This window comes from Stenotrophomonas maltophilia (assembly GCF_039555535.1).
In the GTDB taxonomy this organism is placed as follows: Bacteria; Pseudomonadota; Gammaproteobacteria; order Xanthomonadales; family Xanthomonadaceae; genus Stenotrophomonas; species Stenotrophomonas maltophilia_Q.
Map to the genome: position 1 here is coordinate 2,372,600 of NZ_CP154630.1, position 17,793 is coordinate 2,390,392.

The following is a 17,793-nucleotide window of genomic DNA, read 5'->3' on the forward strand; positions in this document are numbered from 1 at the left end:
GTAGGCGGGGGCCGGGCCGCACGCTGTTGCATGAAAAGCACCAATGTCCTGTCACAGCGGCCGATGCTCGGCCGTCTGCCGGGCATGGATACCTCATCGCACCTGCGCACCGCATCGCGCCCTGCCAGCGAACAGGTCTGGCAGGCCTTCCTCGCCGCACTGCGCGAACTGCCGCCCGACGCACGCGCGATCCTGCTGTTGCACGACGTGCTGGGCGCCGGATTCGAGGACATCGTGCCCCTGCTGGGGCTCGACCCTGCCACGTGCAGGCAACGGTTGGCGCTGGCGCGGAGCCACCTGCACGCACAACGTGCCCGCCTGGAGCCAGGCAACCCATGAGCGCCGCAACGCCCCGCCCGGCCAGCGACGGCCACGATGCGCTCAATGCGTCCTTCTCCACCACCTACGCCGGCGTGCTGGCCTTCATTGCAGTGGCGTCCGAGGGCAGCTTCGCGCGCGCGGCCGACCGCCTCGGCATCGGCCGCTCGGCCGTCAGCCGCAGCGTGCAGAAGCTGGAAAGCCAGCTGGGCGTGCGATTGTTCCTGCGCACCACGCGCTCGACCACGCTGACCCGCGAAGGCGAGCTGTTCCTGGAGGGCTGCAACCCGGGCGTGACCTGCATCCTGCAGGCGCTGGAGGAAATGCGCGACCTGCGCGAGGGCCCGCCGCGCGGGCACCTGCGCATCAGTGCCAGCCACGGCTTCGGCCGGCGGGTGATTGCCCCACTGCTGGCAGCCTTCCGTGCCGAGTACCCGCAGGTATCAGTGGAGCTGCTGCTGGACGAGCAGGCCCCCGACCTGGCCGGTGACCGCATCGACGTGGCATTTCGCGACGGCCTGCTGGAAGACAGCCAGGTGATCGCCAAGCAGCTGGTGCCGATGCAGCTGGTCGTATGTGTATCACCAGCGTACGTGCAGGCGCACGGTCTACCGGCGTCGGTGGATGCGCTGTCCACACATGCCTGCATCGGGCGGCGCCTGCCGGGCGGACGCATGCAGCCCTGGGAATTCCGTGTCGACGGCGCCGAAGTGCACCTGCAGCCGCGGGCCGCACTGGTGTTCAACGATGCCGACCTGGCCCTGCAGGCCGTCATCGACGGGCTGGGCATCGCCCAGCTGCCCAGCTATCAGGTGCGTGAAGCGCTGTGGGCGGGCAGGGTGGTGACCTGCCTGGATCGGCATGCACCGCTCGATCGCGGCCACTACCTCTGCTACCTCAGCCGCCGCCAGCTGCCCAAGCGCGTGCGGGCCTTCATCGACTTCAGCACGCAGCGGGTGCGCGCGCTCGAACTGGATGTGATCTCGCACTGGGAAGCACGCCAGCAGGCCACCCCTCTGAACGACGGCGCACGGCCTGGCTGGGCGTGAGCGTATTGGTGCGTGCCGGGCAACAGTGCGCGGCCCGCCATGGACCTACTACCTCGCGCCCGCGCCACCTACGATGCCTGCGCCCGGCCACATCCGGTAGCCCTTCTACATTCCAGGAGATACGCAATGAAGATCCTCGTCATCGGTGGTACCGGCCGCATCGGCAGCAAGGTGGTGGAACGCCTGCGCGTAACCGGGCATGAGATCGTGGTGGCAGCATCCTCGACCGGGGTGGATGTGCTGACCAGTGAAGGTCTGGATGCCGCCATGGACGGCGTCGACGTGGTGGTGGACCTGGCCAACTCGCCCTCGTTCGAAGATGCGGCAGTGCTTTCGTTCTTCTTGACCGCTGGCCACAACATACTTGCGGCCGCTATCCTTGCCGGCGTACGTCACCACGTTGCGCTTTCCGTCGTAGGCACCGACATGCTGGCAGCCAGTGGCTATTTCCGCGGCAAGATCGCACAGGAGCGACTGATCCGCGACTCGGGCCTGCCGTACACCATCATCCACTCCACGCAGTTCTTCGAGTTCCTGCCGGGCATCATCCAGTCCGCCGGCGATGGGGAGACCCTGCGGCTGCCAGCCGCCGACGTGCAGCCAATTGCCGCCGAGGATGTTGCCGAAGCGGTGGCACGCATCGCGCAGCAGGCGCCAGCCAATGGCGTGCTGGAAATTGCCGGGCCGCAGCGTAGCGCGATGGCGGATCTGGCCAGGCGCTATCTGCAACTGACGGGTGATTCCCGGCAGGTCGTTGCGGATGCCGAGGCGCTGTACTTCGGCGCGCCGCTGCAGATCGACACGCTGGTGCCGGTCGGACACGCGTGGCTGGGGCAGGTCGATTTCGAAGCCTGGCTGCAGCAGTCCGGCCTGTCGCAGCGGCAGCCTGCCTGAGCGGCGCATCGATCGCCTGCCGCAGCTGCGCTTGATGGAACCGCGCAATGACCGAGCTGAAGCCTCCTTCGCCCGCCATGCTGGACCGTTACCAGGGCGACGACGTGAAGCCGCTGTACACCGGCCGCGTGCGGGTGAGCGGTGGCCAGGCCCAGCACGGGCGGGCGTCCGGCGTCGTGCGGTCGGACGACGGTGCACTGGCGGTGGACCTGCGCCTGCCGCCGGAACTCGGCGGGCCTGGCGGCGGCGCCAATCCTGAGCAGCTGCTGGCCGCGAGCTACGCTGGCTGCTTCCACGGTGCCATGGTGCTGGTGGCCGCGCGTGCCGGCCTGCTGCTGCACAACCCCAGCATCGAAGTGGCGGTCACCTTCGCCCGTGATCCGGCAGATGGGCTGTACCTGCTGTCGGCCGAGATCGTGGTACATCTTCCCGGCATGGATGAGAACCTGGCCTGCGAACTCGTTCGCAACACCGAACGCGTCTGCCCGTACGCCAAGATGTTCCATCGCGGCGTCAGCCATGTGGTGCATGTTCGGGTCGGCCCGCAGGCTCCGCCTCTGTAGAGTCGGGCCATGCTCGAATCCGGGAAGGTCCTGGCCCTGACGATTACACGGCTAGGCCGTATTCCGCCACAACCCAGCTCGGCTACGATGGTGGCGCCGGCAACCTGGCCGGTGGGGCAGAGGATGCAATGGACATGCAGGCAGCGGGCGAATTCGATCCGTCGGCAAAGACCGATTCGCAGGAACTGACATTCCACTGGCTCTACCAGCGGGTGCAGGGACTGGTTGAGCACAGCATCTACCCCAAGGCGGGCAGGGTGGAGACGTGGGCGTTTCGCATCGGCGTGGGTGCGGCGATCATCGGCATTCTCATGGGTCAGCTTCCGGATCGATGGCTGCCTCTTGGCGTAGTGCTCCAGGTGGTTGTTGCCTGCCTGGCAATCGAGATCGGAGGGTTCATTGTCGGTGGCGTACTGGCCGCCCGCAGGGGCATTCGCCAGTTCAGTCAGCCGCGGCTCTCGCACGCCCGGGAGATGGATGAAGACTTCGCTCACTGGCAAGCGGTGGTGACCGAGCTTCGCGGATTCCCGCGCGTCCAGCGCGAGCGGCGACTCAAGTTCGTCAGCACCTTGCGCACAAACATGATTGAGCGCATGGGCATGATGTATGGCGGCCTGCAGCGGCTGGGACCATTCCCGCTGTTGATTGCCCTCTACCTGCAGTTCCGCGGATGGAAATGGGGCGACTGGGCGGGCGCTTTCGATGTTGGCCCGCTGGGTGCACTACTGATCTTCGCCATGGTGCTGCTGTACCTGCTGGGCTGGATGCTGATCGGCCTTCGCACCAGGCTCGATACCTACGTTGCCTTGTTGGAGGGCTCGATCCACGAACCCGAGTCCTCCCAGCCAACGCCTTTGTAGCGTCGGGCCATCATGTTCCTCATGCTGAGGGACAAACAGGACTGTGAGTCATCCAGTGAGGCATACGCATGGCTCAAGAGTGCCGCGCTGTGGCTGGATGCAGCCGATTTCTTCGGGCTTGCTGCATCATGTTCGTACATTTCGCCGACTTCACAGGTCTGTACCCCGCAGATGGGCATAGTGGCCCTTCGGTAGTGTGAGCGCGTCCATCCAGCCACGGGGTTTCCCCGAACGCCAGGAGGTCACTGTGCCAAGTTGTGATGAAGGAATGAAGTTGACGCGCCGCCAGGTGATCGCCGGCGGCGTCACGACCGTGGCAATGTCCGCCGCACCGGGGGCGTCCTCGCTCGCCGCCGAACTGGCGGCGCCCCCGCCGCCCAGGCCGCCGGTCATCAGCACGGTGGCCTTGACCGTCAACGGCAAGCGGCGGGAACTTGAACTGGACACCCGGACCACGCTGCTCGATGCCCTGCGCGAACATCTGAAGCTGACCGGAACGAAAAAAGGCTGCGACCACGGTCAATGCGGTGCCTGTACAGTGTTGGTCAACGGTGAGCGTATCAATGCCTGCCTCAGCCTGGCGGTGCAGCACCAGGGCGACGCCATCACCACCATTGAAGGCCTCGGAACCCCCGATGACCTGCATCCGATGCAGGCCGCCTTCATCAAGCATGATGGCTACCAGTGCGGGTATTGCACGCCGGGGCAGATCTGTTCGGCGGTGGCGGTACTGGACGAAATCAAGCGGGGTGTCCCCAGCCATGTGCAGGCGGATGTCAGCGCACGGCCCCGGGCCACCAACATGGAGATGCGCGAACGCATGAGCGGCAACCTCTGCCGCTGCGGGGCCTATTCCAACATTGCCGAGGCGATGGAAGAGGTCGCTGGCGTGACCTCTGCAGGGAGGCGCTCATGAGGGCCTTCAGTTACGAACGCGCGAAATCCCCGGCCGAGGCCGCCAGGGCCGTCGCCGGTACCGAGGGCGCGAAGTTCCTGGCCGGAGGGACCAACCTGCTCGACCTGATGAAGCTGGAGGTCGAGACGCCCGCGCACCTGGTCGATGTGCAGGACATCGGCCTGGACAGGATCGAACCCACCGACGAGGGCGGCCTGCGCATCGGCACGCTGGTCACCAATACCGCACTGGCCTCGCATGAGCGCGTGCGCCGCGACTACGCGGTGCTGACCCGCGCGATCGTGGCAGGTGCCTCCGGGCAGTTGCGCAACAAAGCCACCACCGGCGGCAACCTGCTGCAGCGCACGCGCTGCCCGTATTTCTACGACCCCAATCTGCCCTGCAACAAGCGCCTGCCCGGATCCGGCTGCGGCGCACTCGAGGGGTTCTCCCGGCAGATGGGCGTGATCGGCACCTCGGACAGCTGCATCGCGACCTATCCGGGCGACATGGCGGTGGCCCTGCGGGTGCTGGACGCCTCGATCCAGACCGTCAGGGGTGACGGCAGTACGCGCAGCATCCCGATTGCCGATTTCCATCGTTCCCCCGGCGACAAGCCGCAGCAGGACAACGTGCTGCAGCGCGGTGAGCTGATCACCCACGTCACGCTGCCAGAACCCCTGGGCGGTCGGCACGTGTACCACAAGGTACGTGACCGCGCGTCCTATGCGTTCGCACTGGTGTCGGTCGCCGCGGTCGTGCAGCGTGACGGCTCGGCGCGGTTCGCCTTCGGTGGGGTTGCGCCGAAGCCGTGGCGCGTCGAGGCAGCCGAACCGCTGCTGCGCGACGGCGTAAAGGCCGCGGCCCGGCAGGTGTTCGCCGGTGCCCGTCCGACGCCGGAGAACGCGTTCAAGATCGCGCTCGCCGAGCGCACCCTCGCAGCCGTGCTGGTGGAAGGAGAGCGCTGATGCCCCTTGAATTCAACGCCCCCGCCGGCGACAACCTGTTCGACAAGGCCAAGGTCGTCGGCAAGTCGACGCCGCGCATCGACGGTCCACGCAAGACCACCGGCACCGCCCCCTATGCCTACGAGCGCCACGACGTGGCGCCGAACCAGGCCTACGGCTACATCGTCGGTGCGGGCATCGGCAAGGGGCGCATCATTTCGATGGATGCCTCCCGCGCACGTGCCGCGCCCGGCGTACTGGCGGTCATCACCGCACCGGAAACCAAGCCGGTCGGCACATCGAACTGGAACAATGCGCCGCTGTTCGGCGGACCCGAAGTGGCCCACTACCATCAGGCCATCGCCTGCGTGGTGGCAGAGACCTTCGAGCAGGCCCGCGCCGCCGCGGCGCTGATCCGCACCCGCTACGAGCGCGACAAGGGCCGCTTCGATTTCCCCGCCCTGGCACCAACCGCGCCGCTGGCAAAGGGACGCGACGGCAAGCCCGACCGGCAGACGCTGGGCGAATTCGACACCGCCTACGCGAGCGCCGCGGTCAAGCTGGACGAGACGTACCACACCTCCGACGAAAGTCATTCGATGATGGAGCCGCACGCCACCATCGCCGCCTGGGAGGGCGACACGCTCACGCTGTGGACGGCGAACCAGATGATCGAATGGGCCAGGCAAGGCATGGCGGCGATCCTCGGCATCGATCCTGCCAAAGTGCGCGTGGACTCGCCCTATATCGGCGGCGGATTTGGCGGCAAGCTGTTCATCCGTGCCGACGCGGTGCTGGCCGCGCTGGCGGCCAAGCAGGTCGGGCGGCCGGTGAAGATCGCGCTGCAACGCCCATTGATGCCCAACAACACCACGCACCGGCACGCCACCCTCCAGCGCGTGCGGATCGGCTGCGGAAAGGATGGCCGGATCTCCGCCATCGCCCATGAGAACTGGTCGGGCAACATCAACGGCGAGGACGGCGAGAACGGTGCCCTGCAGACGCCCAAGCTCTATGCAGGCGCCAACCGCCTGGTGGCCAACTACATCGCCACGCTCGACATGCCCGAAGGCAATGCGATGCGCGCACCGGGCGAAGCACCGGGCCACATGGCGCTGGAAGTGGCGATGGACGAAATGGCCGAGAAGCTGGGCCTCGACCCGATCGCGTTCCGCATCCTCAACGAGCCCGAGGTCGTGCCCGGCGATCCGTCCAAGAAGTTCTCCGACCGCAACCTGGTGCGCTGCCTGCGCGAAGGCGCGGAGCGCTTCAACTGGAGCAAGCGCAACCCCAGGCCGGCGCAGGTCAGGGAAGGGGACTGGCTGGTCGGCATGGGCGTGTCTGCGGGCTATCGCGGCGCACCGACGATGAAGTCGGCGGCGCGGGTCCGGCTTGACGGCCAGGGCGGAGTGATTGTCGAGACCGACATGACCGACATCGGCACCGGCTCCTACACGATCATCGCGCAGACGGCAGCCGAGACCATGGGCGTGCCGCTGGAGCGGGTCCAGGTGACCCTCGGTGACTCCCGTCATCCCGCCTCCGCCGGCTCCGGCGGCCAGTGGGGCGCGGCAAGCTCCACCGCAGGCGTGTACGCGGCGTGCGTCAGCCTGCGCCGCAAGGTGGGTGAGAAACTGGGCTTCGACGGCGACACCGCAGACTTCGCCAATGGCCGCATCCAGGCGGGTGGGCGGACCATCAAGCTGGCGGAGGCGGGCACACTGTCGGCGGAGGACGGCATTGCCTTCGGCGACTTCAAACAAGGCTACGACGTCGGCACCTATGCAGGGCATTTCTGCGAGGTCGCCGTGCATGCCTACACGGGAGAGACGCGCATCCGCCGCATGCTTGCCGTATGCGATGGCGGCCGGATTCTCAATCCGCTGTCCGCACGCAGCCAGGTCATCGGCGGGATGGTGATGGGTGCGGGCGCGACCCTGATGGAGGAGCTGGTGGTCGACAAACGGCTGGGCTTGTTCATCAACCACGACCTTGCGGGCTACGAGGTTCCCGTGCACGCCGACATCCCGTACCAGGAAGTGGTCTTCCTCGACACGCTGGATCCGGTGATCTCGCCGATGAAGGCCAAGGGTGTGGGTGAACTGGGCATCTGCGGGGTCGGCGCCGCGATCGCCAATGCGATCTACAACGCAACCGGCGTGCGCGTGCGCAACTATCCCATCACCCTGGACAAGCTGCTGCCCGGCTTGCCCGACGTAGGCTGAGGTTGCGCATGGACCGACCCGTAGCCTCACCCGCGCCGGAGGCTTCAGCGGTAGGCGGAGGGGAGCCCGGCGATCTTGCCGGGGACCTGTCCGCAGCGCCGGGCTTCCTCACCGAAGGCAGCCCGCGCGGCGTGCTCGAGACGGCCTTGACGCGCGTGCGCGCGGGGGAGCACGCCGTGCTCGCGCTGGTGCTGGAAACTGAGGGCTCCACCTACGCCGGTGCCGGCGACATGGTGCTGTTCTGCAACGGCGGCCAGGTCGGCTGGCTCAGCGGCGGATGCCTGGAGCCCGAGCTCGCGCGACGCGCGGAGCAGGTGAACGCGGCAGGGCGGGTCGACTGGATCGAGATCGACACCCGCAGTGACGACGACCTGTTGAGTGGGTCCGCGCTCGGGTGCCGCGGCCGGCTGCGGATTGCGCTCCTGCCATTGCGTGCCATGGCCGGCATCGACGTTGTCATCGAGGCATGGCTGCGCGAGGGTGTGCCACTACAGCGCGAGCTTCGTGCATCGGGGCAGATCGTTTTCCGCGCCGGCCACCGCGAGCAGGCGTGGCAGCTGCATCCGATGGAGGGTACGCAGCCCTTTGGCGAGGGTGCGTGGCGTTTGCCGTTGCCCCGGCTTCCGCGGGCCCTGGTGTTGGGGGGCGGTCCCGAAACTCCCTTCCTGGTTCCGTTGCTGCGGGGCCTGGGGTGGCGGGTCAGCGTGGCCGAACGGCGAGCGCGCTGGGCCTCAGCCGGGCAGGGTGCGGATGCGCATCTTCAGGCCAGCCCGGCCGAGGCCCTTCATGGCGACCCGTGCGACGCGGCACTGGTGATGCATCACGATTTCGAACTGGACCGGGAGGCGCTGGTGGCCCTGGCTGATACCAAAGTCGCGTTCATTGGACTGCTGGGTCCGCGGCGAAGGCGCGAGGACCTGTTCAAGCTGCTGACACCGGATCAGCGCCACCGCCTTTCCCCGAGACTTCGATCACCTGTCGGCCTGGACATCGGCGGCCGAGGGCCAGAGGCGATTTCGCTCAGCATCGCCGCACAGCTGCAGCAATGGCGAAGCGCGCACGGCAGGTGACTGACGCGCATGCGGTCGTCGTGCTGGCTGCCGGCGGGAGCACCCGACTTGGCCAGCCCAAGCAGCTTCTGACCCGGCAGGGCGAGACCCTGGTACATCGCGTGGTGCGGTTGGCGCGCGAGCTCGCGCCAGCGCAGGTGCTGGTCGTGGTGGGCGCAAACGCACAGGCCGTGACATCCAGCATTGCCGGGCTGGACGCCACTCCGGTAACCAACCACCACTGGGAACGCGGCCTGGCGAGCAGTCTGCAGGTTGCCGGCGCACACCTGCTGCCCACGGTGACCGCGGTGATGGTCGTGGCATGCGACCAGCCCGCAATCGAGCGCTCCCATCTGCAGGCGCTGCTTTCCGGTGCCCGCGCCTCGGCATCAGGGTGCGCTGGCACCCGTCATGGAGACGCGCTTGGCATTCCTGCAGTAGTGCCGCGCGCATGGTTCAATCAAGTGGGTGCAAGCGGTGACCGCGGCTTCGGAGCGCGCCTGCGGCAACTTCCTGTCGATACGGTGCATGTCCTACAGGCACCGGAACTGGGCCTGGATATCGACACGCCAGAAGATCTTGCGCGTGCGCGCGATGCGGGATGGATCGATGCCGGGAGGTGACTCGCATGATCACTGGGCCAATGCCTGTCGCGCAGGTGACTAGCGGCAGGGCTGCAGCCCTAACCCTCGCTGCCCGCAACCCTGTAGAGTCGGGCGATGCTCGACTACGGCACGCCACATCGCGCCCCATCAGGCACATCACTAGCAAGACTCTGCAGCACCCGATCCAACAGAACAGGTTCCGGCACGCCAGCCAGTACCTGCTCCAGGTAATCCAACGGCTCCAACTGCCATTGGAGGAGCGCCTGCAACCGCACAACGGCGGGCGCCCGCTGCTTCGCGTCCAGCGAGGTCCACAACAGCAGATGTTGCGGGCGCCTCTCCAGCAAGAGCACCGGAACGCCGTTGCAACGAATCTGGAAAGCGACATCCCGTTGCCGTTCAACGAACTGGAAGCCCTGTCGTGGCCGAGCCTCCACGAACTGCGCGGCTTGGCGGCGCAGCTGTGAAAAGCGACTGTCAGTGATGCTGTGGAACGCGAGCTGCTCGGGGACAGGGCGCTCCGACCACCAAAGTAGTGCCGCGACCACCGTCGTGAGGAGCAGCGCTGTGGCCGCCCAGCGGCACCACGCCACTCAACCCTCCGGATGCAGTCGCGTACTGGCGTGTGCGGTGAGGCCCAGCCCGGCCATGATCAGCCCCTCCATCACGCGCGGGCCGACGTACTGTTCCAGTTCGCCGTTCTCGCGGGCCCGCTGCGCGGCCAGCAGGATTTCCAGCACCACGCGAAGGCCGGACAGCGAGCAGTCCGTATCGGCCAGGGCCAATCGTCGGCCGGGCATCTGATGCCGTTCCGGCCAGGGCTGGCCATCGGAGGCAGCGCCGGAGCCGATGCTATGCAGCAGGGCGATGAGGGTGTTCGGATCAAGCGCAGCGCCGTTGGCAGGCGCATCGTGGATCGGGTGCGGGGCAGGGGAGTGGGGCTTGGTCATGGCTGGGCTCCTTGCGTGCAGGCAGAAGCCGCCACCGATAAAGGTGGCGGACGATGCGTGGTTCGAAACCCGGCGTTCGCTGAACCGGCGGGCACAAGGCCCCCACGCACCGCCCGCCATAGCCGGCCGACGGATTGCCAGCCGGCACCACACAGGGTGATGCCGGCTGGCAAGCGTTTACTTCAACGAACTACCGGGGTTTCGAATCCCGGCCACCCGTTTCCGGTGGCACGCAAAGAAATACGCCCGGTTGTGCGCGATGCCAATGCAGTAAGGCCGATGCCGTCACCACAATCAACATTTTCAGAATCGTTGCATATGGCGCAGTGGGGCCGGATCCTTGCGCTGCAAGGCCAGCGGCGATGTTGGCTCTGGATGCTCGCGGACTGTTGGCATCCGCCCGCCGGGGTCATGGGGAGGCGGTTGCGACAGTTTTGCCAGGGGCGATCAGGCGTCAGTAACCCTTCAACGCGGCCTTGGTCCGCTCCAGCCATGCGGCATTGTGGCTGCGCGCGTGGCGCGACCAGTGCTGGGCATCGTCGATGATGCCGGCGAACAGGCTGCGGGCTTGCTCGCGGTCGTCGGGTTGCGACTGTGCCATCAGCCATTCGGCATACAGACAGCGGGCGGCCGCGTCATTTCCGCACTCCACCGCGCGCTCGAACGCGGCACGGGTGCCGGACGCTTGGGCAGCCGCCAGTGCCTGCGCGTAAAGCAGGGTTTGTTCCGGCTTGCGGCGCACATCCGGGTGGCGGGCGAACAGGCCGTCCAGTGTCTCCGCCGCAAGCGCGGGCTGCCCGGAATCGAGGCGGGCACGCGCCAGGCCGGTCAAGATGTAGGGATCGTCGCCCAGTGGCGAGCTGGCTGCCTGCTCAAGCAGGGCTCTGGCTTCCTCGGCCTGGCCGGCATCCAGCAGCGTCATACCCAGGCGAACCCGATTCTGCACGGTGGGCGTGCGGGCCAGCTCGGCACGGGCGTTGCGAAGGTCCTGGCCCGGGTCCATGAGCTGCTTGGCGGAACGGACGACCTGCCGGGCACCGCGCGAATGACGGACTTCGGGAAAGTAGATCGCCAGGAAGTAAACGACGCTGCCGAGCAGCGGGAACGAGAAGAGCAGAATGAGCCAATAGAGGTTCTGGCCCGAGCGGATGGCGTGCACCGCGAAGTAGATGGCCGCCAGTACGTGGAGTCCGATTCCGATATAGGGCATGTGCGCCGCCTCGTCCTTGTGAGGGGTGGAACTATAGTGGGGGAGGGGTGGGGCGCCAATGGGGTGGGGTGATCGAGCGTGACGCGTCACGTTAATAGAGTGAGTTCTGCAGGACGGAGCGCTGCATGCCACTATGTGGCGGGGCTGCATTGATGGAAGGGGATACATGGAACGTACGAAAAAACACTGACGATGGCCGATGTTGCTGGATGGGGTTCGGCGCTCGTCACCTTTGGATTGATTCAAGGGGCTTTGTACCTAAAGGAGTATTGGGGGCACTTCGGCCTGGATCCCTTTCAGTTTGTTGCGGTGAGTGAGCTTGCACTGGCAGGGCTTGCTGGGATCGGCATGGTGTTATTTATCATGCTGCTCGCCTCGCTGTTTGGCGGCCGGGTGGAGATGAAGGTCACGAGCGGCAGCTCCAAAAGCAAGCTGTTCGCATGGCTGTTTCCAGTGCTTTTCTTCACTGTCCTGGGGCTGCTGCTTTGGTGGTCGAACACGTGGCCTCTTCTGATAGGGGTTCTTCTAACGGTCATCTGTGCGTTGATCGTGCATCTTTCGCCGGTGGTGCCCACCGCAGTGAAAGATTCCCCTTGGCTGATCTACGCCTTGGTGATGCTGGTCTACGTCTCGATAGCGTCAAGCATGCTTGGCTCCCAGCGTGCCGAGAAGATTTCCTCTGGTGGCGGCAAGCACGTGACGGCTGTGACTGTTGATGGAAAGGTGCAGGGCGACCTACGCCTGATTGGTCGTCTTGGTGACAGCTATGCACTGTGGGACCTGGCGCGGAAGGCTACAGTGCTTGTGCCTGTTGGCGATGTCGGGAGGTTGGAGATTCTGGGAAAAGGTGTGATTCCTGTTCCGGCAACCCAATAGGGCTGGATCTCGGCAAGCGTCAAGCTGAGAGTGGGAGTGCCCTTCAGTAAGGGGAGTGGCGTAGGTTGTTCATCCGGGGCATCGCCGGAAGATGGGGGAATGTCGCAACGATAGTATGCAAGACTTGCTGATCGCGTCGCCTTGGCGTTCGACCATCTTCAACGAGTCCATCAGGGGCAAGGGCTATGATCACACTGTGCCGCGCAGGATGTTTCAACGACCACTATCAGCGGAGGCCCAGCCTATCGAGCAGCTAGGCAAACCCGGTGACTAACTCACGATCCCAAACATAGAACTGACCAACGAGCTTGTTCAAGCCCTCTTGGATCGCCCCTCCCAGACGGATCTTCTGAAGGCTGCCAATCGCCGGTTCAAGAAATACCCCAAGAAGCTCGATGACCTAAGCCTTTTGAATGATCCTGGTGAAGTCCACAAGTTGACCTTGAACGCACCTCCGGTTTCAGATGTCTGGGAGGCGCATAGTTGCACTCAGCAGTGTGAGCGACTTGTTTCGCGTTACGTCTTAGGGGATACCTAAGCTGTTCCGATATTCATCGCAAACATTGTTCCAAAGACGCCCGAACTCAAGAGACTCATTGGTAGCCATACCATTATCGGTCTGACCTACGCGCTTCGATCTCCTCACGGTACGCCTTGATGGCCTCGCCCGGAAGCCACACGTACTTATTCACCTCATCGAGCAGTTCTGGCCGTAGGGCCAGTGGCGAGTTGACCACATGTCGACGGTGGCGCCATTGCAGGGATTTACGATGGTGCTGGTTGAAGAGCAGATTCTTCCAGACCAGGGACGGGCGAGCGGGGTGGTCCCGCTTCGCCAATATCTTCTCTAGGACGCCGCCCGGAATGAGAAACCGGCGCGCTGGCTTGTGCAGTTCAAGTTCGATCGTTCTCAGGTACTTGGGTAGCATGTCGATGACCTCGCCCGCGCCGGTCGTGATCGTATGGTCGAGGACACGGCAGTAAAGCCGGACCTCCCATACCGCTCGGTCGAGCATGAGCAGTTCCTGGCCGTCCAGATGGTATGAGCTTTCCAGATAGCGGAAGCGGCCATAAGTATCTAAGTGCTCGATGATCTGCATTGACGTCGCGGACAAGGACATCTCGAACCGGGCTTGTTTGGTCAACTCCAGCGCCCGGGCCAGATCGTGTCTCAGCGACTCCTTGCCCTTCGGCTGCGGGATGCGGTTGTAGAGCAAGATGGCCTTGAGGTACTTTTCGATCGCCTGCAGCCCCGACCACAGGAACTGCGGATACAGCGTCGTCCGGTATGCGGCCCGCGCCATGATGTAGTCCTGGTCGGCGATGTCACGGAAGGAGCGGGTGGCAAAGTCATTGAGATAGATATCGTTGGCATTCATGTGGCACGCTTCCTGCCTCTTCTCGCTTGGATCGAGTGAACTGCGCACCGTGCATCAACGGTTGGGCGTCGTAGGCGAGGTGGCGCCCAGCTCAGCACGACGCGCCGTTTTCACGCCAGCGGCATACCAGCAAACCGACGTCCCCGGCTTGCTGTCGACAAACATCATCCATGGGGCTGACACGCACAGCTCGGCCTGATCCTCGCTCACCTTCACCTCGCATGCCCCCTTGTAGGGGCACACATTGGCTGCGATGGAGCTGGTCGGCGCCATAGTCCCGTCATCGCCATGATGCAGACTATTGAAATGAAACGCCGATTGAAGTGCAGCCAGCCCTGAAACTTGGTACTCATCGTTGGCAACGTGGCCTGGGCCAATCCAATCGATCGTCAGTTCTGCTTCCCCGTCCTCTTTTGCCTTCGGTTTCTCCTGAAGCACCATCGCGTCAACCAGATTGCCTACTACCCGCCTGAAACCTTCGACATCGCGTGGCTTCTCGATCAATAGGCGTTCCGGGGCAAGCAGGCGCCGCCGGCAGAAGCTTGCGCGATCGACAAGCTGCAGATAGGCGGAAAGTCCCGCCGCTATCATTGGATCAGCTGCGGTGGTTGACATAACTTCCCCCAGCTTTTCGATGACGGCCTTCGATTCCTCCAATCCCTCTTCGATGATGGGGGCAAGCACTTCTTCGGCAGGCCGCTCGGATTGGCGAACTGCCTCGCAGGCCCTCTGCAACGTAATACCAACCGCACGATGACCCAGAGCGGCGTTGCCGATCAAAATCCGCTCGAGCACTGAAGTTTCGCGACCGACCCAGGCATCGATGAGCTCACCATAGGCACGGTACGGATAGAGAGGTACATGTGCGTCAAGCTGGTGCGGGAGCTCTTTGCCCTGCAGACGCCGTATCTCGCGATCCACTGCATAGGCGACACCCTCTGTAACAAAGCTATAGGCAATCTCCATCTCGTCCGTGACTACCGTCCCGTCAGATCGTATTCCGCGAGCGACAACGGCGAGCCGTTCAACCTCGATGATGGCCGAGTCAGCAGGCTGAATACGCCGCGGCGGGTCGAACTCCAGTCGTCCAATGATTGTGCCAAAGGCAATTTTCTTCTGGCCGCGAAGCTCCTGCATGCAACGAAGGATGCCGATCAACCGGCCGCGATTGGGCTCGTCCAATGCTTCAAGGCCGAGGAAATGGCCACTTTGATTCGTGCCGGAGGCAGCATAACGGAGGAGGATGAGATGGGACAGCAGATAGAGCTGGCCCGCTGTCGTTCCGATGCTGTGCAGGTAGTGCACATATTCATGCGCATGCGTGGAGATCGCACGAGGTCCTGAGTCGTCATGTTCTGGCTCGAGATCGGCGAAACTGTTTGCACGAATGTGCAGCACCGACGGCAGAAATCGACCAAAGATGCTGTTATCCGCGCAGCCTAGGTAAGGCGGTGCTCCCTCCGAAACCTCTCCCTGTCGCGTCACGTCGCTTTCCGTATGAATCACTTCTATTTCCCCTGTTGTTCGCGGTTGACGGATCGACAATTGATCGGTAGATCGATGTCTTACCAATGTTCCCTATACACATTCTAGGAGCAACGAAGGGCACATGGTATCCGGCGCAGGTGCCGCTGCGCTCGCGGGCTTACGCCCCGCGCCTCGTAGAGTCGCGGCCATAGGCAGATACTGGTAGGGGAGGGGATTAGGAAGATTTATCGGGGGTAGGGAAGGGAGCTTGCGGCCCGCCAGCGGAGTACAGTTTGGCTAGCGTGCCCTTTCCGGTAAATTTGAAGGATTGGCGGCAGGGATAAGGGAGGCCGTCAACGCTACTCAAAGGTCTCATCACGTCTGCGGCTATTCTCGGCAAGCATCTTCTCCCAACTATCAATCCGTGAATTAATTCGCCTGACTTCGCTCTCTTGAGTCTGACGATCGGGCGTTCCAGGCTGGGTGGGGAAGGACGCGAGCGCGGGCGCGGGCCTTGCGACCGCAGGGAGTGAGGCCGGCGCCGGCGTCCGCGTCAGTGGCGGGCAGGGCACGTCTACCGCGAACGGAAGCACGCTGGTGCGCGTCGGTGATCGCCCCATGGGAACATTCCCAGAATCGAAGCCGTACCCGGCCAGCTTCTGATGTGACAAGAAGTCGTGACGCATCACGCGTGCCGCTGGATTCAAGTAGGATTGCCCTCGAATCTGGAGGGAATATGGATATTCGACTTGGGGTCGTTTGCTTGCTATTCGCGGCCACTGGTGCCGCGTCGGCACAGCAGATTCACTCTGCAAAGGGGCCAGCGCCGAAGCCGCTTCCAGCTGCACCGCGGCCCGCGCACAACTCCATGGCAGCAGGCACGACGCCATTCAACTGCGACCAGTACCGCTGGCCGAATCATCCGCATCCGGGAATGAAGCCCCTCTGCGAAGGGCTCGAGGCCGATGTGCTGCAAGGCGAGTCCAGGCAGGCCGGGCGACCCAAGCCATCTACTGAGGTTGTTGCACTGCCTGCAATGGGCACGGATGCGGCGAAGCGCTCGGGAATGGCCTGTATTGGGGGGCAGGCGATGCGCAGGCTGCCGAACGGCTGGGAACAGATTATGTCGCGAACGGGCGGCTGGCTTCGCTGTAGAGAACGATAACCCCTCTCATTTGACCGAGCGCTAATCCTTGGAATCGGGAACCTGCAGCCACGATCCGCGTCTACGGCTGATCATTCGCTCTAGAACCATCGAGGAAATATTCTCTTCGTCAATCCGCATGGCTGCGGCTGATGCCGGCGCAGACGATATTCGCTCTACTTTCTCCAGCAGCTTCTTCGACGCGTCATCATCTAGCACGGGGGCAGGCATTGAATTGTGCTGCTTGGGCGGACTCAAGTGGCGCCGATAGAGTTCAGATGTTAGTCCGCCATCAATGGGCGCGACATCTAGAGCCATAAGACCCCGCATTCGTTGATCGCTAGACAACGAACTCTTTAAGCTGGCGCCATTCGCCCCCAGATCTGCCTTCAGGTCGATGCCCCATACAAACTCTTGATTCTTCCTCATAAAAAGAGGTGCGCATTCTCGATGAAGCCTGTCTGATGATACAAACAGCATGCAGAAGGGTAGGTAGTAGAGATACGCAACGTCATTTATGTTCGAAGCACGATCTGCCGATATCTTCCCAGTAGCCAAGGCAATTTCAAAAAATACGTCAATACTCAGGACGAATGCCGCGTACGGCGCAAAGCTCGCCAACGCACGCTGCCCCGTTGCGTGCCACCTCCGCCACACGTGCGGAACTATCGTCTGACTGAGGTTAAATTTCTCGATCGCCAAGGACAATTGAGCTGCCTCGGGCAAGGATAAGATCACAGAGTCAGCGGCATTCTTTGCATCCGCCAAACTCTTCACCTTTGAGAAATCAATTCCATAGGCGAGCGCTCGCTTAGCCACCTCTTTCAGATCAGTCCTGCCCAGTTGGGCACGCCACACCCTCGCGTACTCTCGCTCCGCAGCTTCAAAATTGGAATCCTGCCAACGCTGCATCGCCTGGGCCTCCGGCGACGGTTTGTAGCGAACACTGTGTTCAGCATTGATAGAAACAGGGATAGGGCCGGGGGGGATGATCTGCCCGGTCATGGCTACCTTTGCACCCAGCAAGTTTTGGCTAACCAAGGTTCCATGGTAGACGTTGAGCGTCCCATGCATCTCCGGTGTACGGAACGCAATTGATCCGACCACTTGCTCTGCCGTTCGACCTTTCTTCATTTCTTTTCCCAAGTCTGCCAGCGTCTCGACAAAGAAGATCGGGCAGATAACCGACAGAAAGAAGTGATCAAAAAGCACGGCTTCATCCACGTTCAAGCCGTGGAGGAATGATTTGTCGAACAGAGCAATAGGGCCCATTTTTGCGATCCATGCCGCGCCGTAGGCGCACTTGCACGCAATTCTAGCCCGCCATGGGGTGTAGGGGCGGAGCCCCTACGGTCAACGCCT

The 17,793-nt window shown here is 63.6% G+C and carries 17 protein-coding genes and 1 pseudogene; 12 read left to right on the top strand and 6 right to left on the bottom strand.

Annotated features, from left to right (window positions below):
• The first annotated feature begins 30 nt into the window (after nt 1–30).
• The 10 genes from AASM09_RS10965 (at nt 31) to AASM09_RS11010 (ending at nt 9,423) form a co-directional block, all read left to right on the top strand.
• A complete protein-coding gene (locus AASM09_RS10965; RefSeq protein ID WP_049427869.1) occupies nt 31–339 on the top strand; it encodes a sigma factor-like helix-turn-helix DNA-binding protein in 309 nt (102 codons plus the stop codon).
• Nucleotides 336–1,367 (top strand): LysR family transcriptional regulator, encoded by a 1,032-nt coding sequence (locus AASM09_RS10970; protein WP_049427870.1) that lies wholly within the window; start codon nt 336–338, stop codon nt 1,365–1,367. The genes AASM09_RS10965 and AASM09_RS10970 overlap by 4 nt, the downstream gene beginning before the upstream one ends.
• Before the next feature lie 126 nt (nt 1,368–1,493).
• Nucleotides 1,494–2,261, top strand: a complete 768-nt coding sequence (locus AASM09_RS10975) for an SDR family oxidoreductase (protein ID WP_049427871.1) — start codon at nt 1,494–1,496, stop codon at nt 2,259–2,261.
• Nucleotides 2,262–2,308: 47 nt separating this feature from the next.
• Nucleotides 2,309–2,824 (top strand): OsmC family protein, encoded by a 516-nt coding sequence (locus AASM09_RS10980; RefSeq protein WP_012480266.1) that lies wholly within the window; start codon nt 2,309–2,311, stop codon nt 2,822–2,824.
• A gap of 128 nt (nt 2,825–2,952) precedes the next feature.
• A complete protein-coding gene (locus tag AASM09_RS10985) occupies nt 2,953–3,684 on the top strand; it encodes a hypothetical protein (protein ID WP_049427873.1) in 732 nt (243 codons plus the stop codon).
• A gap of 268 nt (nt 3,685–3,952) precedes the next feature.
• Entirely contained in the window at nt 3,953–4,600 is a 648-nt protein-coding gene (gene paoA / locus AASM09_RS10990; protein WP_049427875.1) for an aldehyde dehydrogenase iron-sulfur subunit PaoA, read from the top strand.
• Nucleotides 4,597–5,547, top strand: a complete 951-nt coding sequence (locus tag AASM09_RS10995; protein WP_049427877.1) for an FAD binding domain-containing protein — start codon at nt 4,597–4,599, stop codon at nt 5,545–5,547. The genes paoA and AASM09_RS10995 overlap by 4 nt, the downstream gene beginning before the upstream one ends.
• Nucleotides 5,547–7,751, top strand: a complete 2,205-nt coding sequence (paoC, locus tag AASM09_RS11000; RefSeq protein WP_100443856.1) for an aldehyde oxidoreductase molybdenum-binding subunit PaoC — start codon at nt 5,547–5,549, stop codon at nt 7,749–7,751. The genes AASM09_RS10995 and paoC overlap by 1 nt, the downstream gene beginning before the upstream one ends.
• Before the next feature lie 8 nt (nt 7,752–7,759).
• Nucleotides 7,760–8,821 (top strand): XdhC family protein, encoded by a 1,062-nt coding sequence (locus AASM09_RS11005; RefSeq protein ID WP_049431620.1) that lies wholly within the window; start codon nt 7,760–7,762, stop codon nt 8,819–8,821.
• A complete protein-coding gene (locus AASM09_RS11010) occupies nt 8,797–9,423 on the top strand; it encodes a nucleotidyltransferase family protein (RefSeq protein ID WP_049431616.1) in 627 nt (208 codons plus the stop codon). Before AASM09_RS11005 ends, AASM09_RS11010 begins: the two co-directional genes overlap by 25 nt.
• A gap of 104 nt (nt 9,424–9,527) precedes the next feature.
• Here the strand turns inward: AASM09_RS11010 and AASM09_RS11015 are convergent, their stop codons facing one another.
• The 3 genes from AASM09_RS11015 to AASM09_RS11025 all read right to left on the bottom strand — a co-directional run bounded on the left by AASM09_RS11015 (nt 9,528) and on the right by AASM09_RS11025 (nt 11,565).
• A complete protein-coding gene (locus AASM09_RS11015) occupies nt 9,528–9,998 on the bottom strand; it encodes a hypothetical protein (protein WP_049431613.1) in 471 nt (156 codons plus the stop codon).
• Entirely contained in the window at nt 9,999–10,355 is a 357-nt protein-coding gene (locus AASM09_RS11020) for a hypothetical protein (protein WP_049431611.1), read from the bottom strand.
• 454 nt (nt 10,356–10,809) lie between these two features.
• Nucleotides 10,810–11,565, bottom strand: coding sequence for a tetratricopeptide repeat protein (locus tag AASM09_RS11025; protein ID WP_049431609.1), 756 nt, complete (start codon nt 11,563–11,565; stop codon nt 10,810–10,812).
• 192 nt (nt 11,566–11,757) lie between these two features.
• On the opposite strand from AASM09_RS11025, the gene AASM09_RS11030 reads away from it, so the two are divergent.
• Nucleotides 11,758–12,441 carry a hypothetical protein gene (locus tag AASM09_RS11030; protein ID WP_049431605.1) on the top strand — a complete coding sequence of 228 codons (684 nt, stop codon included), beginning with the start codon at nt 11,758–11,760 and terminating at the stop codon, nt 12,439–12,441.
• A 208-nt stretch (nt 12,442–12,649) separates the two neighbouring features.
• Nucleotides 12,650–12,979: pseudogene (locus AASM09_RS22195) on the top strand (DUF2026 family protein).
• A 73-nt stretch (nt 12,980–13,052) separates the two neighbouring features.
• Here AASM09_RS22195 and AASM09_RS11035 read toward each other — a convergent pair.
• The 3 genes from AASM09_RS11035 to AASM09_RS11045 form a co-directional block, all read right to left on the bottom strand.
• The gene (locus AASM09_RS11035) at nt 13,053–13,820 is read right to left on the bottom strand and encodes a HEPN domain-containing protein (RefSeq protein WP_049431602.1); all 768 of its coding nucleotides are present in this window, start codon (nt 13,818–13,820) and stop codon (nt 13,053–13,055) included.
• A gap of 54 nt (nt 13,821–13,874) precedes the next feature.
• Nucleotides 13,875–15,326, bottom strand: a complete 1,452-nt coding sequence (locus tag AASM09_RS11040; protein ID WP_152906604.1) for a hypothetical protein — start codon at nt 15,324–15,326, stop codon at nt 13,875–13,877.
• A 1,147-nt stretch (nt 15,327–16,473) separates the two neighbouring features.
• Nucleotides 16,474–17,703, bottom strand: a complete 1,230-nt coding sequence (locus AASM09_RS11045) for a hypothetical protein (protein WP_343369043.1) — start codon at nt 17,701–17,703, stop codon at nt 16,474–16,476.
• Nucleotides 17,704–17,793: the final 90 nt, after the last annotated feature.

Coding starts and splice junctions, on each gene's coding strand:
- AASM09_RS10970 (WP_049427870.1), top strand. CDS start 336: ATGAGCGCCGCAACGCCCCGCCCGGCCAGCGACGGCCACGATGCGCTC.
- paoA (WP_049427875.1), top strand. CDS start 3,953: ATGAAGTTGACGCGCCGCCAGGTGATCGCCGGCGGCGTCACGACCGTG.
- AASM09_RS11005 (WP_049431620.1), top strand. CDS start 7,760: ATGGACCGACCCGTAGCCTCACCCGCGCCGGAGGCTTCAGCGGTAGGC.
- paoC (WP_100443856.1), top strand. CDS start 5,547: ATGCCCCTTGAATTCAACGCCCCCGCCGGCGACAACCTGTTCGACAAG.
- AASM09_RS11035 (WP_049431602.1), bottom strand. CDS start 13,820: ATGAATGCCAACGATATCTATCTCAATGACTTTGCCACCCGCTCCTTC.
- AASM09_RS10965 (WP_049427869.1), top strand. CDS start 31: ATGAAAAGCACCAATGTCCTGTCACAGCGGCCGATGCTCGGCCGTCTG.
- AASM09_RS11045 (WP_343369043.1), bottom strand. CDS start 17,703: ATGGGCCCTATTGCTCTGTTCGACAAATCATTCCTCCACGGCTTGAAC.
- AASM09_RS11010 (WP_049431616.1), top strand. CDS start 8,797: ATGGCGAAGCGCGCACGGCAGGTGACTGACGCGCATGCGGTCGTCGTG.
- AASM09_RS11030 (WP_049431605.1), top strand. CDS start 11,758: ATGGCCGATGTTGCTGGATGGGGTTCGGCGCTCGTCACCTTTGGATTG.
- AASM09_RS11020 (WP_049431611.1), bottom strand. CDS start 10,355: ATGACCAAGCCCCACTCCCCTGCCCCGCACCCGATCCACGATGCGCCT.
- AASM09_RS11025 (WP_049431609.1), bottom strand. CDS start 11,565: ATGCCCTATATCGGAATCGGACTCCACGTACTGGCGGCCATCTACTTC.
- AASM09_RS10980 (WP_012480266.1), top strand. CDS start 2,309: ATGACCGAGCTGAAGCCTCCTTCGCCCGCCATGCTGGACCGTTACCAG.
- AASM09_RS10995 (WP_049427877.1), top strand. CDS start 4,597: ATGAGGGCCTTCAGTTACGAACGCGCGAAATCCCCGGCCGAGGCCGCC.
- AASM09_RS10975 (WP_049427871.1), top strand. CDS start 1,494: ATGAAGATCCTCGTCATCGGTGGTACCGGCCGCATCGGCAGCAAGGTG.
- AASM09_RS10985 (WP_049427873.1), top strand. CDS start 2,953: ATGGACATGCAGGCAGCGGGCGAATTCGATCCGTCGGCAAAGACCGAT.